The sequence below is a fragment of the bacterium genome, from assembly GCA_035295165.1.
GTDB lineage: Bacteria > Sysuimicrobiota > Sysuimicrobiia > Sysuimicrobiales > Segetimicrobiaceae > JAJPIA01.
The window spans coordinates 1-14,879 of the sequence record DATGJN010000031.1 but is presented as its reverse complement, the minus strand read 5'-3'; the positions used below and the strand labels follow the sequence as shown (position 1 = coordinate 14,879).

Here is a 14,879-nt window from a genome sequence, read left to right as displayed (position 1 = left end):
CACAAGTTATGCTTGTATATTCACCAAGCGCCGGGGAGCGTCACGGCGCGGCTTGCATGCGCTTGTACGATTCGCACCACGGCGTCTGCTTCGCGGGCGGCAGATTCCCGTTCCCTTGGTACAGACAACTTAGAGAACGATCACCGCGATGCTACAGAGAACACACACTCTCGTGGAACAGCAAGAGCGCTCCGGTCGATTCCGCACGGGTTCCTGTCGGGATTCCAGCGCCCACGCTCTCGACATGCAATCCACACCCCTCGGGGAAACCTTTTAATGGATGGACTCAAATCGAAGAGCCCCTCAGATCGCTCCGAGAGGCTTCGACTATGGCGACTCTTGCGATTTTGGAGAGGGTTTGAACCGCGAATCTCCGAACGCTTACGCTGTCTCCGTTACGCTCAAGAGTTGCCGCACCGAGTTATGCCGCCATGCTCCGTTCTGTCGCGTCGGCACGTTCTGTTCCCTGAGATAGTTCGCGATCTGCCAGAGGGTGCGACCTTCCGCCCGCTGCCGTTTGACCTCGGCGATGATTGCGAGTTCTTCAGGGATCGGTACCAGCCGGTGATCGACCATCTTGAACCCGAACGGCGGTCTCCCGACAGGTTCGCCGCGTGATTTCTTGTGCTGCAAGGCTTGACTGGTCCGCTCGCTGATGAGGTTCCGCTCCAACTCCGCAAACGCGGCACTGATCGTGAGGAACATCCGGCCCATCGCCGACGCCGTATTGAGCGTCATCCCGCCCATATCGACCAGGTGTAGCGCGATTCCGGCAGTATCCCACTCCTTCGTCTGGGTGAGACAGTCGGCGGCGTCTCTGAACAGCCGATCCAACTTGAGTGCGACAACGTGTCGGACGTCCTGTTCCCAAAGCGCCGCGAGCACTTGCTTCCCGCCAGGACGATCCTTGAGCGGAATCGATGCCGAGACGCCCTCTTCGCGGATGATCACAACCAGTTCGAGGTTCATCATCGCGGCATAGGCTTCGATGCGCGCCGTTTGGACATCGAGACTGATCCCGTCGTTGGTTTGATCGGCAGTAGAGACTCTTACATAGCCTATCGCTCTCATGCCTCGCTCCCCCTTGTCCGTTCTGCTGCTACTTCACACACTACGCCATCTGCTGAGATGGTCAAGAAGCGAACGGTTGTCGTCCATCTTGCCTACCAGTAGGCACGAAAACGAACGCTGCGCTGCCTCAAAACGGGAGGATACCTTCTTCCTCGTCCCGCCTCTCAGGATCGCTCCTAGGGCATCCTAGGCCCCATCCTGGGGCTGCTGTACGCGAGTCGGAAGCACTGTCGCACACCACAGCGATGAAGTGATCGCGGGCGGTGATCTCAGTTCCTTGGTGAGAGACCACGTCGAGTAGAGACGATGAGACGGAGGGTGCCGGGGGGGTGTCTGACTTTTCAGGATGCGGCGAGGGGGCTGGCTGCTCCCATAGTCCATTCAACTTACGAGCAAAATCGTAAAACCATTTGTTGTGTGTGTATCGTTCTCGTCTCACCAAGAAGAGCGGGAATCAGCCCGCCCGCGACACGCCTTGCGGCTTTTCGGATCTCCACTCGATCACGAGCGCTTCCGGGTTGCTCGAACCGAACTGTCTCAGCCAGTTGCGAACGACGGGCGGCCACTCGGTCGTTAGTTCGCTGACAAGTCTTCCGACATGGTACACTTCGCCGCGACGACCTGGAACCTGGATGCGTCCGTGTGGTGTTGGTATTTGGTTGCTCAGAAACCACTCCTGCACACCCTCCTCAAGAGGCATTTGGTTTTCATCACGATACAGCATCACGGGCGCGCGCGGTGGCATCATTGTCGTCATATCCCGATCCTCCCTCGTCAAGCCTAGTGTCGCTTCCGCCGTTTCGCCACCCAGGGCACCTCGAACACAGATTCCCAGGGCTCCAGAATCGTTGGCATCATTGCTTTGCGTTCGAGCAAGAGTTCGGCGTATTTGTTGTTGACGCGGACCACCGCGTTGATGGCTAACCGCAGGTCGCGGAAGGTCGGGGAGGTCGGCGGAGGCGTGCCGTGATGGGCCACGTACGCATTTGCCCAATTCACAATCTTCTGCGTCCTGTCTCGAAGGTATCGCTGGTCATCGAGAACAGTCTGCTTGGTCAGGTGCGGGTTTTTCCGCCCCGCAATCCGGTCAAAGGTTTTTTCGGCGACATCGCGCAGGTCTGGATTCCACTCAGAGACGAACCAGACGCGCGTGATTTCCGACGAACGATCTTGTATCGCGATCAGCAAGCGCATCAGCGACCGCGTGCCGCGCGTCGTATCTACCATGCGCCGGACCGCGATTGCTCCCCACGTCGCATGTACATGCCGGAGCGTGCTGTGCACAACCTCGCCATACCGGGTTAACAGGTGCGTTTTCGCGCGCTTCTTCCCAACCAACTGAATCATGCGCCGAAGCACCGTGCCGGTCACGAAGAGATTGAGGAGTTCGCGATCACGCATCTCACGATGGTATGCCTTCCACTCCAGAACACGTTGAGGTGTTGATGATCCGGATGGTGCGCTCACGGGCGAATCAACTTCCCGCCCAGAGTGTGCGCCGCGTTCGTCGTCAGCAGCAAGACCCCGACGCCAGCGATCACGAGGACGACCACCATCCGTGGGGTCATCGTGATCGAGAACGAGTGCGACGCACTCTGCATCGCGACCTGTACGGAAGGCGTGGTGATGGAGTAGGATGGCGTCACGATCTGCGCGGCTACGTCCTGGTTAACGTTGACGAAGACGGTGCTCGGATCGGCCGTGTGTGACTTCGAGGACGTGATCGCGGGATTGTCGGACCGACAGTCGCCCGTCACCGCGCACCCGACATCCTCGCCGCTGGTCGGCTCAAACACGGTCGGGAGAGTCACCGTGGCACCCGCAATCACGACGGTGCCGACAACGAACGCCCGACGCAACCCCGTGACCCGTTCCGCTATCGATTTGTCCACTTTATCCACAGTTTATAAGAACACTAGTACCATGTCCAGCGCCTGAACGAGCCGGTTGAAGGAGCAATCGACGGGAATGTGGAATGTCACTCGACGGTGTGGGGTATTGGATAATCCCTGAGCGATAGATAGAGTTTTGCCGTGCTCACATAATAGGCCGGTGTTGAGTTCTTGAGCGCCTGCGCGTCCGAGTCTCTAAGCCGCCAGCGAGGGAGGGTAGTGATGGCCGATAGGATTGATTGGGAAGGCGCGTCTGGGAAGAAGTACGGCTATTGGATCTATCTGATCGGGAGTGACTTCAAGGACCAACCAGGTAACTACATCTACGCGAAGCAGACGAGGCCGGGCTGGTGGGCAGCAATCTACATTGGTCAAACGTCTAGCCTGCAAGATCGGCTCGCGGATCACGAACGGGAGGCTTGTGCGAAACGCAACGGTGCAACGCACATCCACGCCCACACATCCGGCGACGAGAACACGAGACGCGCTGAAGAAAACGATCTGATCGAAAAGTGGGACCCTGTGTGTAACCGTCAGTGATCGCTGGACTGACCCCAGACGGTGATCCTTGAGTAAATCCACCGAGCGCAGGCGGCCAGGCATTCTAATCACCGGGGCGTGCGCGCTTGCACTTACCCTACTCGTTCAGGTGTCCGGATTCTTCGGGCACCGACACCGCGAACTGCCGCACGTCGACCATCACCCTGCGATCAAACGCGTATTGGCGATTCCCGGGATTCTCCGAGCGCGATGGGAGAAGGTTTTTGCTGCCCGTCTTCCGCTACTGGGGCGGTTGTTCGTGAAGGCGCAGAAGGAACTAGAGAGTGGTCTATCGTTCGCAGGCAAGTTGGCCAGGAAGGTGATCCGGCGCGATCCTGGCTCGTAGACGTTTCGCGGCGTTCGACCCCGACGGCGCGCTGTTGGACGATGTGGTCACTCCGGTTTGTCCGGCGGGTCGGCATCCGCTGCGCTACCGCTCGGGGGGACCACCTCTTCAGGGCGCGTGAGTTCGCGCTTCTCTCGTCCCTTCCGCGCGAGAATCACCTGTCTCGCGGCCTCAGTTAACCGGCTCACCTCAACCGGCGACAGCGCCTCAACCGGGCCGGTGATCCCCTGTCGCTTGAGCCAGGCCATCGCCCGTGCTTTCGTGTCGCCCTTCGCGCTTGATGCGCCCGAAACGAAGGTCAAGAAGTCTTCGATTTTCAAATAGCCACCTTCCGCCGAGCGCAGGAAGCCGGGGAAATCGCGGGGGGCGTGTTCCTGTTCGGACACGACAGTCACACCTTTCGGGAGATCGCAGAATCGCCAGCGCCAACGTCTTCCCCCAACGTCTTCCCATTGTTCGGTGTTGGGGTCCTGCCGAACAAACGCCCAGTTAAGTGTGCGCGCGGGTTGAGCGCATAACTTGCCGCACGAGATCTCATTTGAGGCCCGTCCGATAGTCTAGCCAGGAGTCCCTGCGGGTATAGGGAAGCAATGTGAGAAGTGCGCTGAAGAGGGGGAGACTATGCGCCGTACGGTCTCCGGATGTATTGCCGTACTGTTTCTTGCCTCGGGATGTCTGCTGTCGATTCCGACTGCGAAGGCGCAAGATGTAGAAGTAGTCGTCGCGAATGCCAAATCTAGCGTGGCCGTGATCCTTGCAAAAGGGCCTAAGGGCGTGTTTTCAGGCACCGGATTTTTCATTGGCAATGGACTAGTGCTAACGGCTAATCACGTGGTGCAAGGAGCGACACAAATCGCTCTGAAATTTCCCGAGTATCCAGCAGTACAGGCGCGACTTGTGCGAAGCAGTCAAGCGAATGATGTCGCGGTTTTGAGCATACCTAACCTACCGGTACGTCCTCTGTCGCTCGGTGACATTAACAGAACGCACGAGGGCGAAACGGTTGTTGTTATTGGATTTCCGCGTATCGAAGATTTGGGCACGGCAACTGCGACGGTTACGGTGGGCATTGTTAGCGCGATCCGAGCGAACCTCCTGCAGATTCAGGCTCCGGTGAGTCCTGGGAACAGCGGCGGGCCGGTATTCAATCTTCAGGGAGATGTGATCGGTATTGTGCGCGGCACACTGCGCGGTGAACAACAGGGCATTAACTTCGCCGCTGCAATAAACTCCGCTCGCTTACTCCTTGGGGGCACTGCTCTTGCGCCCCTTCCTGCTGCGTCTTCACCAATCCCGCCTCCGCCGATTCCGCCTTCACCGAACTTGCCGCAACCCACCGTTCCCACGGGATCGCCCGCCTGGTCTGGAACATGGAAGAGTGCGGTAACCGGCAGGAGCGGAGTCTTTGTTGCGAATTTCATCGTGACGAATGAAGAGGTATATGGTGGGCGAACAGTTACAGGAAGTATGGGAATGGGCGGATGCTTTGGGAATCTTTCAATATCGGGTACGGACTCGACAGGCATAGGTTACGGTCAACCACATGACATCGTGAGCGGTATTGCACAAGGGAATGGGGGCAGTGTCGTCGCCACATTCAAGTTCTCCATTTTCTCGCAGGCCACGATGGTGGGATCCTACAATATGACAGGAGCCGGTACTCCTTGCGATGGCGATCACGGGAGCATCCTTGCGACTTTTAGGTGACTACGAATCTTCCGAGAGTAGGATTGCGTAGCGTCGATTGTGACGGGACGCTGGCGGCGCGACGACGGACACGGAAATCTACCGCAAGCAACTGCGGACAAGAGTCATCAGTGGACTGAGGTGCCCCGAGAGTGTCAAGTTGCCGAGTGCGTCCGCACGGTTTTGGCCATGATGAACCGCGGGGGCCCGCGAGAACGCCGATGCGACCTCCGAAAACTCACCTAGCACCACCCGTCAGAATCGCTTCTGAGGCGTCTGCGTGTCCCGTAGAGGCCGGGGTCCCCGTGGGGAGGTGACGAAACCGCCCCGAAAAGTGCCGTTTCAACCAATCTACTCGAGACATCGTGAGCAACCTCTTATTTTCCCAGGGTTTGCGAAGGTCACGCTGTTAGTACCGGCCAGTCTTTCTAAGTTCCGCGAGAAGTGCCCCCTTGAGCACCGCTCTCGCGGCACGATCCATGTCGTTCAACGAAAAGTGTTCGGGCGGCGTGCCTGCGGCGAGGAGCGCCGCTGTCTTCTCGGCTTCAACCCGTGTCGCGTCCCCCTGCTTCCGTTGATGACGAGACTTCACGATGCCGCCCGGCTTCGAGAGCATCACACTCGCCCGCCGGTTCTCTCGCTCCGAGTCGGCCAAAAACTGCGCTTTGTACGCTCGATACTCGTTGGGACTCATTGCCTTCACGTCCTTGATGTCCATCAGCGCTCCTCCTGTGCCATCTTGGCCTTGAGCGCCGCAATGCGCGCATACGACCGCTCCTTCTTAGCAGCGGCACGTCGGGCATGCTCTCGCTCGATGATCGCCGCGTCTTCCAGCAGTTGAGCGTCTCGCTGGTCGCGTGCTCGCAAGCGTCTTGCCTCTTCGACCGGATATCCCGCAGCGATTACCCTACGGTATCGAGCGCCGCAGTTGTTACAGACCAGCGCGCACAATGCGGCGTCTTCGACCGCCTCGACCGGGACGTTGGTGCCCCTGAGCGCCTGCACGTCGAGCGGATCGAAAATGTGCTGACCCATTTCGTACGATCTGACGCCACCGGTCGGTATTGCGCAACGGATGGGCGCTGGAACACGCCAAATCGGGGTGCGATGATCCACAGTGCACGTCTCCGGATCAAGATCGTGCAGACTGCGGCACGCCGAACACCACCAGTAGCAGTCTTGCTCGCTCTGTTTCACGACGGGCACAGTGGCGGTCCCGAAGAGAGCGACAAGGCTATCGGACAGCACTTCGCCCGCCTTGAACGAACGGACTCGTCCGTGGTCGCCGAACACGTAACTAAAGTTGTCGAGGGCAACGTACAGGGTCTCCATCGCCATATCACCTCTTTGTCTCAATGTTCCGCCGCGACCGCGATCATGACGCACCGACCAAATGCCGAGTGAGTTCGCGCACCTTCCAGTGCCGGAGCGCAAGACAAAGTTGAGCATTGTACCCCTCGACTCGAAACGGTTGCCCGTGCTCCGCGAACGCATCGAGCCGAGCGATCCACCGCTTGCGTCCGTTGCGCGTCACGACAATGACCCATTCCGCGCCGAGATCGCGTGCGTCACTGATCGTCTCAACATCGAACGCAAAGCCCGCCTCCATCACGAGCGGTGGCCCGAACACATGCCGCATGTCGCCGAGCCGCTCCAAGTAGACCTCGCGGTGCTTGTTCATCTTGACGATCCCGGCAACACGCCCTTCGATGGTGTAAAGTGTTGTCGGGAACCCCCGCGCGACAGGAACACGAAGCCGACCTCCCGAAACGCTCATCTGCAACACCGTCCGTCCCGATCACCGAGGCACCCGCCGCCAAGCAGTGGTCCTCGGTGGTCGTGTGTTTTGCGCCTTACGTTGCCGCCGTGATTGCGCCGCTTACAGATAGAGTTGGTCCTGCGACGCTCACCGTCGTGATCGTCGGGTGCACGTCACCGTTGACCAAGTAGGGAAACTTGAGCGTGACCGTCCCGCCCGACGCAGAGGCCGTGATCCCCTTCGCGCCGAGTCCCGTATCGTTGGAGAGTGCCGACGCCACCGCTGTCGCAACAGCCGCCGAGTTGGCTTCACTCCCGAGGCAGACGTACGAGACCACGCGCTTGCTAATAGTCGGGTGCGTCACCGTGACTTCAAGAATGTGGCCCGCTGTGACCGTTGCACCCGAAATCGTGAACTGGGCTTGGATCATCTCGTCACCTCGCTCCAATGACGGACTCGTTCAAAGGCGCGAACCGCCTTCTCCCCGGCTTCACGGGTAGCCGACGGTGTTGTCGCCGGAACACCTCCAACGCCTCGGGCGTGAAGAGCCGATCCCCTCTCGGCCTCGCGATGATGCAGGGGACGTGTCCTTGGTCTACGAGGGTCTTGAGCGTGTCGATTGAACACCCAAGGGACTTGGCCGCTGCCGTGAGCGTCAACAACTCCATGACTTCCATCGTCGCCTCCCCTGCAAGAGTGCCCTTACTCTAAATATACGGTCGGGCACCACGGCCAATCGTGAAAGGCAACGTTGGAGGGAAAGTCAAAACGGAGATTTGAGTCTAGGTTACCGATTCAACCTGCGCCAAAACCTTATCCAGTTAGGCGACGTGCCGCTCGCGATACGCGCGCATCCGGCAGGCTGTAGAGCAGTAGGACTCCATGCGCTTGCGGGGTGAACGGGTTTCGCAGCCCCTCACGGGTTTGCCCGATAGTAGTCTGCGAAAAAGGACTCTAACAGTGTATCGAGTTCTTCCCGAACCTGAGTTGACGCTTCATCGCGCGGTCCAGTGAGCAGGGCGCCATTCTCCCACACCGATGCCAAAGCGAATGCATGCGTTGAGGGCGCTTGGCCTATGTGATCCTCTCCGATTCTAAGATCCACGGGTCGATACAGTTCCAATGATAGGATCGCTGCAAATGAGTAGCCTTGAGACAGCATAGTTAGGTGGACATACAGATACGGTTCAGCGGTGTTGTCGTATTTCAGGACTGGTGCTTTGCTCTTGAGAGCGACGAAAGTCTGATTCATCAACATCTCGTGCGTGATCCCCAAATCTTGAGCATCCTTGTCCAATGCCTCAATCAGTATATCTACACTTCTAAGCCCCCGCAGGTAGGCCGGAAGGCTTGCCTGTGCCGGGACCGTCAAGAATAGCGATAAGACAGCAAACCCTAGGATGCGTAGCGACCGTGCCAATCTCATGATCGGCCCCCGACTACAGCGGCATTCTAGTTAACGACAAACGATGTTCGCACCCGCGTAATGTTATTGCTTCCGCACTCGATCACAATAGGCCACTCACCAGGAGTCGTACGTGTGCCGACCATCCACGTCCAGGTCACCATTCCGTGCGCATCTGCGACCGTCGGCACTAGTCCCGCCGCCTTACTGGGTCCGCTCTTGTAGATCACGGCGATGGAACAAGAGGTTTGCGGGCTTGTCTGAACGGTGACCATGCCGATGCTTCCGTGTGCCACCGGCGACCGAACCGAAATGATCTTGACCGGAGGAAAGCCCGATTGAGCGACCGCTGGGAGCGCGGTCGCTAGAATAAGACATACGGCGAGCGCCACGTTCTGAAGGCGTCTCATCTTGCCCCTCCCCTCTTGGCACCATCCTGCGTTTACGTTCTATGCCCCGACCGAAAAGCATTCAGCGCCTCCCTTGTAGACGAGACCGTCACGGCAACACTCGGCAATCTCGGGCCTTGACGAAAAATGTTTCTCAAGGATACGATTGCGGCAAGGCGGCTTCGTCCGCAGGGGATCGCACCCCGCTCGCAAGAGCAACCGAGTTAGACCCTCAAGACCATCGGGGGCCATCGGGACGCAACAACGTCTCGATGGTCCTTTGCTTTTTTTCGAGGAGGAGGTGGACGGACATGACCGGCAAGGCGCGCACCGCCGACGAGCGGCTGATTCCAAACAAGGCGCTGTTGTCCTTTCCCGAGATCAAGCACTTGTTTCCAGACCCAAGTCTGAGCGGCAAATACAAGCGATTTCAGCAGTTGCCGCCGACGGTGCGGGTGAGGATGGGCAAGCGGCACTTTGCCCGACGCACGGCGCTGCTGCGGTGGCTGCGCGGCGACCTCAGCGACGGAGGAACGCAGAACTAGCCACTTTAGACAGCCGTCGGCCCGAGGCGGGGAACCTTGGGGGCCGAGGCGACAGGAGGGATTACAAGTGTATAGTACCTCATCGACGCGGATTCTTCCTATCACACCTGGAACAACTTTGACCACGGTCGAACAGCACGGCGCGGTGCTACACAACCATTACGGCATCGCGATCATCCCGACGATCCCCGGCACGAAGCATCCGGTCGTGAAGTGGGAAAAGGAGTACGGCTGGCAGACGAAGCCGCAGACCGTTGACCAGTTCAACGAGATGCGTCGCCGCTTCCCGCGCATGACGTTCTCGACCGCATGTGGCGAGGGATCGGCGTTCCTCGCGAGCGTGGAGACCGACTGTCGGAAGGGCGAAGAGCACCTCGACAAGATCATGCACGAGCAGCACCTTCGTCCCCTCACCGAAACGCTGCAAGGGCGTCGAGGCAATCACCGCGTCATTCAAATGGACGGACCCTATCGCGGACAGAACATCGGCTCCTTCGTCGATGCGGAGGGCAAGCGTCATCACCTCATCGAGATCAAAGGCCAGGGGCAACTTCTCGCGTTGTCGGGAAAGACGCTGCTGACTCCGCGTCTGGTCTATGCCGCACCCGATGAGTGGAATGCGTTGCTTCGTAATCCATCAAAGAAAAATGAACACGCTCAGAGAGCGGCGATCTCTCAACTTAGGAGGTTTCCCCTGAAAGGGGAGATCGGGCACCCCCTCTCTCAACTAGGGAGGTTTTCTCCTGATGACCTCAGAGAGATACCTGCTGACGAGAGAGTTCGGTATATCTGGTCACATGAAGAGGTGCGGGAACGCTACGCCGAGAGCGTTGGGATCACCTACGGCCAATGTATGCGGTGTCCCATCCACGAGGAGTGGCATCCCTCTGTCTCGTTCTCCTACGCAGAAGGTGGTCTCGTGTGGATGAATGACTGGCACGAACGCGGGAGACGGCGCGGCATCACCGTCGGCGAATATGACGTGTACCGGCGCACCGGCATCGCTGTCCACCTCCCTCGCGTGTCGCAAGCCGTGCTGAACATCCGAGTGCTCGTGGACCTCGGGGTACTCGAACCCGCCGACATCCCGCTGGCGCGGTGTCTGCCGACCGACGTCCCACCGTACATCGGGACCGCGCTCGAAGGGTTCCGTTTTCTTCAGGCGTGCAAGTGGGCGATCTATCCGCCGTCGGGGTCAACCTACACGCGCCGGTTCATTCAGTGGTGGACCGGATTGAGCGAATGGCGGGCGCGGACGGCGTGGGAATATCTGACCGAGCACAAGTACCTGGTGCAGATTGACGTCGATCCCGAAGGCAACCCGGTCTACATTCACGCGCAGGACGGGCACTAAGGCGGATATCTCCTATGAGGGACTTTTTCACAACTCTGGGAGGGATACTCACATGGCAACAGATCGCAGGAGCGACAGGAGCGCGGCTCGTCAGGAGCCAGGCAAGCGGCTCAACACGAGCACCGCGAAGCCCAAGATGGACGGGGTTGGGAGCGGCAACGTCGTCGTGAACCGCACGGCGGCACAACACGGCTCCCGTCAAGAGAGGAGCGCCGCCGTTCACGCGGACGAGATGGATTTCTGCGGCGGGCCGTCGGAGACGAAGTGATGGCGACGAGACGCGGCAAGACCCGACTTCCGAACGAAGCGACCACACCACTTTGGGATCGGCGCGCGAGTAATGAGCAGGGAATGGAACGTGCCGACAGGCGAGCCGCACAAGCCATGACAGATGCGAGCGGCAACGGCGGCAAGATGGCCGCGAAAGGTCCCGCAGGCACACGGAGCGCGGTCGATGGAGGCGTTGAACCCAAATGAGCACCGAGGCTATCGCGACCGACTTCACCGTGGAGCGATCCATCTACCTGTCGAACCGGATGCGCCTGTTGACGCAGTTTCCACCGGCCTCGTATGTCCTCGTGGCGCATGGTCGCTTGTTCGGCCTCTTCCCAAGTGTCGCCGATGCTGACGAACATGCCGTGGGTCAGCGATGCACCGCGTGGCTGGTGAAGCAACTGGGCGATACGGCGTTCGAGCACGAAGGGCACAACCCGTAGCGCAGCGGCAAGCCGATTCCCGGCGGCGGCGGCTCAACACGGCCCGAGTCTCCCATAGGTTCGTCCGGCACCGCCGCCGGGAAGACCCGAGACCGCGCGTTCCTGCCCGTGCGGTGCGGGGACCCGACACCCGTTGGAACTCCTGCCCAGCGGGTGTTCGGGTGTCTGAAAGGAGCGATTCGTGCCACTCGATAGGCTTGACCTACATCGCGCTTATGCGGAACCGGACGAACATCCCATCCCCGCTGATTTGCGGACGCTTCCTCCCATTCCAAGTGAGCCGCTTTCGAACGACGTGTCCGCCGACGTCTTGATCCAGATACTCGACATTGCGCTGCTGTGCGCGGTCGATGATACGTGCTGGTGGACGGGATTAGGAAGCCTCGCCGAACTCTCGAAACTTGTCGCGATTCCCGACGCGCTGTCGGCGGTGTGGGAAGACGTACCAGCGGTATCTCGGGCTGCGGATTTGTGCTTGCGGCTCACCTCGTGCCATCTCCGGTTGACCGGGAACGCGCCCAACACGATGAACTACATATCGGAATGGATCAGGAAACCGCGTACGGTCGGATCACTCGCAACCCTTCTGCTGGCAGAGATTCACGACGTCATCGAGGCGCGGACGGCTCCCGACGCGAGCGAGGTATGGAGGCGTCGGAAGAGGTACAAACCGCGCAGAACACCCGCGTCGTTTTCGAAACTGGTCGGTCGCGACGTCGCTGAGGCGCTCTTAGAGCACATGGACGACGCGCTGTAGCCTTCCGTCCATTCGTTACCGAAAACCTGCCCGTAGGCGCACGCAAGATCGAACCCCGCAGGTAGACAGCGCCCCGCCCCGATCCCCAGGTCTACGGGCAACGTCGCGTGGCTCAGGGCAGGCGCACTAGGGCGCATCGACGAATCAAGCGCCACGAGGGGGGCATCTGCATGCGGCGATTGGTCAGCCTGCTTGTGCTGGTGACTTGCTGCGCGGTGCCTGCGGGCGCGCAAACTCAATGGCTCATCATCCCCGGGAAGTCCTGGGGACCGATTGTCCTCGGGGAAACGCAGGAGCAGGTCCGTACAGTCCTCGGCGCTCCCCAACGTCAGGACGAGGGACAGATTGCGAGTGATTGGTACTACGCGAACGCAACCTTGGTGTTCAATCGGCGCGTGTCAACAAACCCGACCGACGTGTTCCAACTCTGGAGCATTGACATTGGGGATCGAAGCGCGGTGACGCGAGAAGGCGTCAAGATCGGCACTCCCCTTAGCCTCGTCCTGCGGACCTACGGCGATACGGCTGACAACACTAGGCTAGGGTCCGTGAGAGACTGCCTGGATGTGCTCATTCACGCCGACCGCAGCCGAGGCCAACCGAACTACGCATCCACGGTCACCCGGCTCAACTATCTGGATCGCGGGATCACGTTCGACCTGCTTGCATCTCGCACCGGCGAGCCGACGGTGGTTAACATCGGGGTGAGACCAGCCGGAGAGTGTCGTCCGTTGTTCTAGCGTCTTAGATAGGCACAGAAGAGGCCGCGCCGATCATCGACGCAGCCCCCCTTTTGCAAACTCGAACGGCATGTGGATGAAGTCGCGGACGCGACGCTAACTCCCTCAGAACTTCGCGCAATCGTACAGAGCAATATTATTCCCACCAAGTCCTTGCCCCGTCGTCCGGTCGTTCCAGGTCTCCGCAAAGTGTTCGCACACGGCGGATGAAAGGAATACCAAGCCTTGTGGGTGCCAATCGGCTGGGCGAAGACTGGGGTTCAGCATCAACGCATACGCTGTTGAAGGGCGGGAGACTGATTGCCCCTGTGATGCATTGGGCCGTACTGTCCAAGCGATCATCATCAAGAGTATCACCGCGACTATCCAACACACTGGATAGACCACTCGTTTCATTTTCCTCGCCCCCCTGTTGCCGCGTCTGTGCCATCCCCATTCTAGCGAATCCCTGATTCGATTGGTCATCATGGGAACCGCCAAACGAATCCGAGTAAACACATGTACGTCTGGACACGAGGCACGCGGCGCGCTACGTTAAGAGCCAAATGTCGCGGGGCCAAAAACATTGCGTCCACGGGAGGGAGTTGAGCGAACATGCTACTGGAAATGGCCGAGGCCGTAGCCATTGCGTTAGTCGCGTGGCTCAGCCAGGTTGCACTCACGTCGCTGTATCGTCGTCATCGTGAAGGGCTCATCCATTGTTGGCATATGATCCGGTGGACATACTTGCAACCCGATAAACAGCGGCGTGGCGTTGAAGAAATGTGCTGGTATGTGCGGCAGTACCCTGAAGTGCTCGAACGTCTTTGAGTACCACGGCGAGCAAAAAAGAAAGGGCCGCGCCCTGAATCGACGCGGCCCCCCTCTGTCCTCTCGTGACCTCAATCCACTAATCGCATCTTCTCCACCGCCGACGCTTCCTTGTGCGCGGCCTTCAGGTCCGTCGCGACCAGACTGCTGTATCGGAGCGTCGTCTGCAACGAGGAGTGCCCAAGCAACCGCCGTACTTGATCGAGCCCGACGCCGTGCCGCAGCCAGGACGTCGCCGCAAAATGTCGCAGCGCATGCGGCCCGACCTTCCTCGCCAGTTTGGCGCTGATCGAGAGCCGGTGCAGGGTGTGCACCAGATTCCGCTTCTGAATCGGGTTGCCGTTCTTGGCGCAGAACAGCGGGCTCTCGGGGTGCGGATACGGATGCACCGCGAGCCACTGCCGCAGCGCCCGAGCGGTGATCGGCCCGAAGACCACGGGCCGGTCCTTCGCACCCTTGCCGCCTCGGACCAGCGCCGTCCGTGCCGACACGTCCACGTGCTCGATCATGAGGTGTCGGAGTTCGCTCTGCCGTACCCCACTATCGGCGAGGAATAAGACAATGGCCCGCGCCCGCAGACCGATGAACCCGGTCGCCGGGCACCGCTTCAGGAGCGCCGCGACGTCCTCGGGACTCGGCACCGAGGGCAACGTGCGCGGCGTTTTCAACACGAACCCGTCCAGCGGATTCCGTCTCAGCACCCCGAGGGCAAGGCACCACCGCGTAAAGGTCTTCACGGTCCGATAGCATTGATGGAGGCTGTTCGGTGCGAGCCGCCGTTCCCGCAGGCGCGAGAAGAACCGCGTGACGCTCAAGACATCGAGCCGGTGCGTGTCGGGAATCTCTGCCGCGAGCGCGGAGAGCCAGCG

19 protein-coding genes are annotated in these 14,879 nt (G+C 59.7%); 8 read left to right on the top strand and 11 right to left on the bottom strand.

All coding sequences use genetic code 11. The features are described from left to right. Positions 1–381 precede the first annotated feature (381 nt). The 4 genes from VKZ50_04535 to VKZ50_04520 all read right to left on the bottom strand — a co-directional run bounded on the left by VKZ50_04535 (position 382) and on the right by VKZ50_04520 (position 2,963). A complete protein-coding gene (locus VKZ50_04535; GenBank protein ID HLJ58980.1) occupies positions 382–1,071 on the bottom strand; it encodes a recombinase family protein in 690 nt (229 codons plus the stop codon). Positions 1,072–1,525: 454 nt separating this feature from the next. After that, positions 1,526–1,828: a hypothetical protein gene (locus VKZ50_04530; GenBank protein HLJ58979.1), complete on the bottom strand. Its 303-nt coding sequence runs from the start codon at positions 1,826–1,828 to the stop codon at positions 1,526–1,528. A 23-nt stretch (positions 1,829–1,851) separates the two neighbouring features. Beyond that, positions 1,852–2,472: a hypothetical protein gene (locus VKZ50_04525; protein ID HLJ58978.1), complete on the bottom strand. Its 621-nt coding sequence runs from the start codon at positions 2,470–2,472 to the stop codon at positions 1,852–1,854. Positions 2,473–2,534: 62 nt separating this feature from the next. Then, positions 2,535–2,963 carry a hypothetical protein gene (locus VKZ50_04520; GenBank protein ID HLJ58977.1) on the bottom strand — a complete coding sequence of 143 codons (429 nt, stop codon included), beginning with the start codon at positions 2,961–2,963 and terminating at the stop codon, positions 2,535–2,537. Positions 2,964–3,185: 222 nt separating this feature from the next. Here VKZ50_04520 and VKZ50_04515 point away from each other — a divergent pair, with 222 nt between their 5' ends. Next, complete coding sequence (locus tag VKZ50_04515) at positions 3,186–3,503, top strand: hypothetical protein (GenBank protein ID HLJ58976.1); 318 nt, start codon at positions 3,186–3,188, stop codon at positions 3,501–3,503. A 393-nt stretch (positions 3,504–3,896) separates the two neighbouring features. Here VKZ50_04515 and VKZ50_04510 read toward each other — a convergent pair whose 3' ends face one another. Continuing rightward, complete coding sequence (locus VKZ50_04510; GenBank protein HLJ58975.1) at positions 3,897–4,235, bottom strand: hypothetical protein; 339 nt, start codon at positions 4,233–4,235, stop codon at positions 3,897–3,899. A 235-nt stretch (positions 4,236–4,470) separates the two neighbouring features. Between VKZ50_04510 and VKZ50_04505 the strand changes: the two genes are divergently transcribed. Continuing rightward, positions 4,471–5,556 (top strand): trypsin-like peptidase domain-containing protein, encoded by a 1,086-nt coding sequence (locus VKZ50_04505; GenBank protein HLJ58974.1) that lies wholly within the window; start codon positions 4,471–4,473, stop codon positions 5,554–5,556. Positions 5,557–5,944: 388 nt separating this feature from the next. On the opposite strand, the gene VKZ50_04500 is transcribed toward VKZ50_04505, so the two are convergent. The 5 genes from VKZ50_04500 to VKZ50_04480 form a co-directional block, all read right to left on the bottom strand. Continuing rightward, positions 5,945–6,253, bottom strand: a complete 309-nt coding sequence (locus VKZ50_04500) for a hypothetical protein (GenBank protein HLJ58973.1) — start codon at positions 6,251–6,253, stop codon at positions 5,945–5,947. Next, positions 6,253–6,867: a hypothetical protein gene (locus VKZ50_04495; protein HLJ58972.1), complete on the bottom strand. Its 615-nt coding sequence runs from the start codon at positions 6,865–6,867 to the stop codon at positions 6,253–6,255. Before VKZ50_04495 ends, VKZ50_04500 begins: the two co-directional genes overlap by 1 nt. Positions 6,868–6,910: 43 nt before the next feature. Further along, entirely contained in the window at positions 6,911–7,216 is a 306-nt protein-coding gene (locus VKZ50_04490; GenBank protein ID HLJ58971.1) for a hypothetical protein, read from the bottom strand. A 172-nt stretch (positions 7,217–7,388) separates the two neighbouring features. Beyond that, complete coding sequence (locus VKZ50_04485; protein ID HLJ58970.1) at positions 7,389–7,724, bottom strand: hypothetical protein; 336 nt, start codon at positions 7,722–7,724, stop codon at positions 7,389–7,391. Positions 7,725–7,728: 4 nt separating this feature from the next. Next, a complete protein-coding gene (locus tag VKZ50_04480) occupies positions 7,729–7,971 on the bottom strand; it encodes a helix-turn-helix domain-containing protein (GenBank protein HLJ58969.1) in 243 nt (80 codons plus the stop codon). A 1,428-nt stretch (positions 7,972–9,399) separates the two neighbouring features. On the opposite strand from VKZ50_04480, the gene VKZ50_04475 reads away from it, so the two are divergent. The 6 genes from VKZ50_04475 to VKZ50_04450 all read left to right on the top strand — a co-directional run bounded on the left by VKZ50_04475 (position 9,400) and on the right by VKZ50_04450 (position 13,200). Beyond that, a complete protein-coding gene (locus VKZ50_04475) occupies positions 9,400–9,633 on the top strand; it encodes a hypothetical protein (GenBank protein ID HLJ58968.1) in 234 nt (77 codons plus the stop codon). Between the two features lie 118 nt (positions 9,634–9,751). Further along, positions 9,752–10,987, top strand: a complete 1,236-nt coding sequence (locus VKZ50_04470) for a bifunctional DNA primase/polymerase (GenBank protein HLJ58967.1) — start codon at positions 9,752–9,754, stop codon at positions 10,985–10,987. Between the two features lie 52 nt (positions 10,988–11,039). Continuing rightward, positions 11,040–11,255 carry a hypothetical protein gene (locus tag VKZ50_04465; protein ID HLJ58966.1) on the top strand — a complete coding sequence of 72 codons (216 nt, stop codon included), beginning with the start codon at positions 11,040–11,042 and terminating at the stop codon, positions 11,253–11,255. A gap of 205 nt (positions 11,256–11,460) precedes the next feature. Next, complete coding sequence (locus VKZ50_04460; GenBank protein ID HLJ58965.1) at positions 11,461–11,703, top strand: hypothetical protein; 243 nt, start codon at positions 11,461–11,463, stop codon at positions 11,701–11,703. 295 nt (positions 11,704–11,998) lie between these two features. Further along, positions 11,999–12,460, top strand: a complete 462-nt coding sequence (locus VKZ50_04455; GenBank protein ID HLJ58964.1) for a hypothetical protein — start codon at positions 11,999–12,001, stop codon at positions 12,458–12,460. A 170-nt stretch (positions 12,461–12,630) separates the two neighbouring features. Continuing rightward, positions 12,631–13,200 (top strand): hypothetical protein, encoded by a 570-nt coding sequence (locus tag VKZ50_04450; protein ID HLJ58963.1) that lies wholly within the window; start codon positions 12,631–12,633, stop codon positions 13,198–13,200. Between the two features lie 881 nt (positions 13,201–14,081). On the opposite strand, the gene VKZ50_04445 is transcribed toward VKZ50_04450, so the two are convergent. Then, on the bottom strand, positions 14,082–14,879 hold a 798-nt coding region (locus VKZ50_04445), incomplete at its 5' end, for a tyrosine-type recombinase/integrase (GenBank protein HLJ58962.1).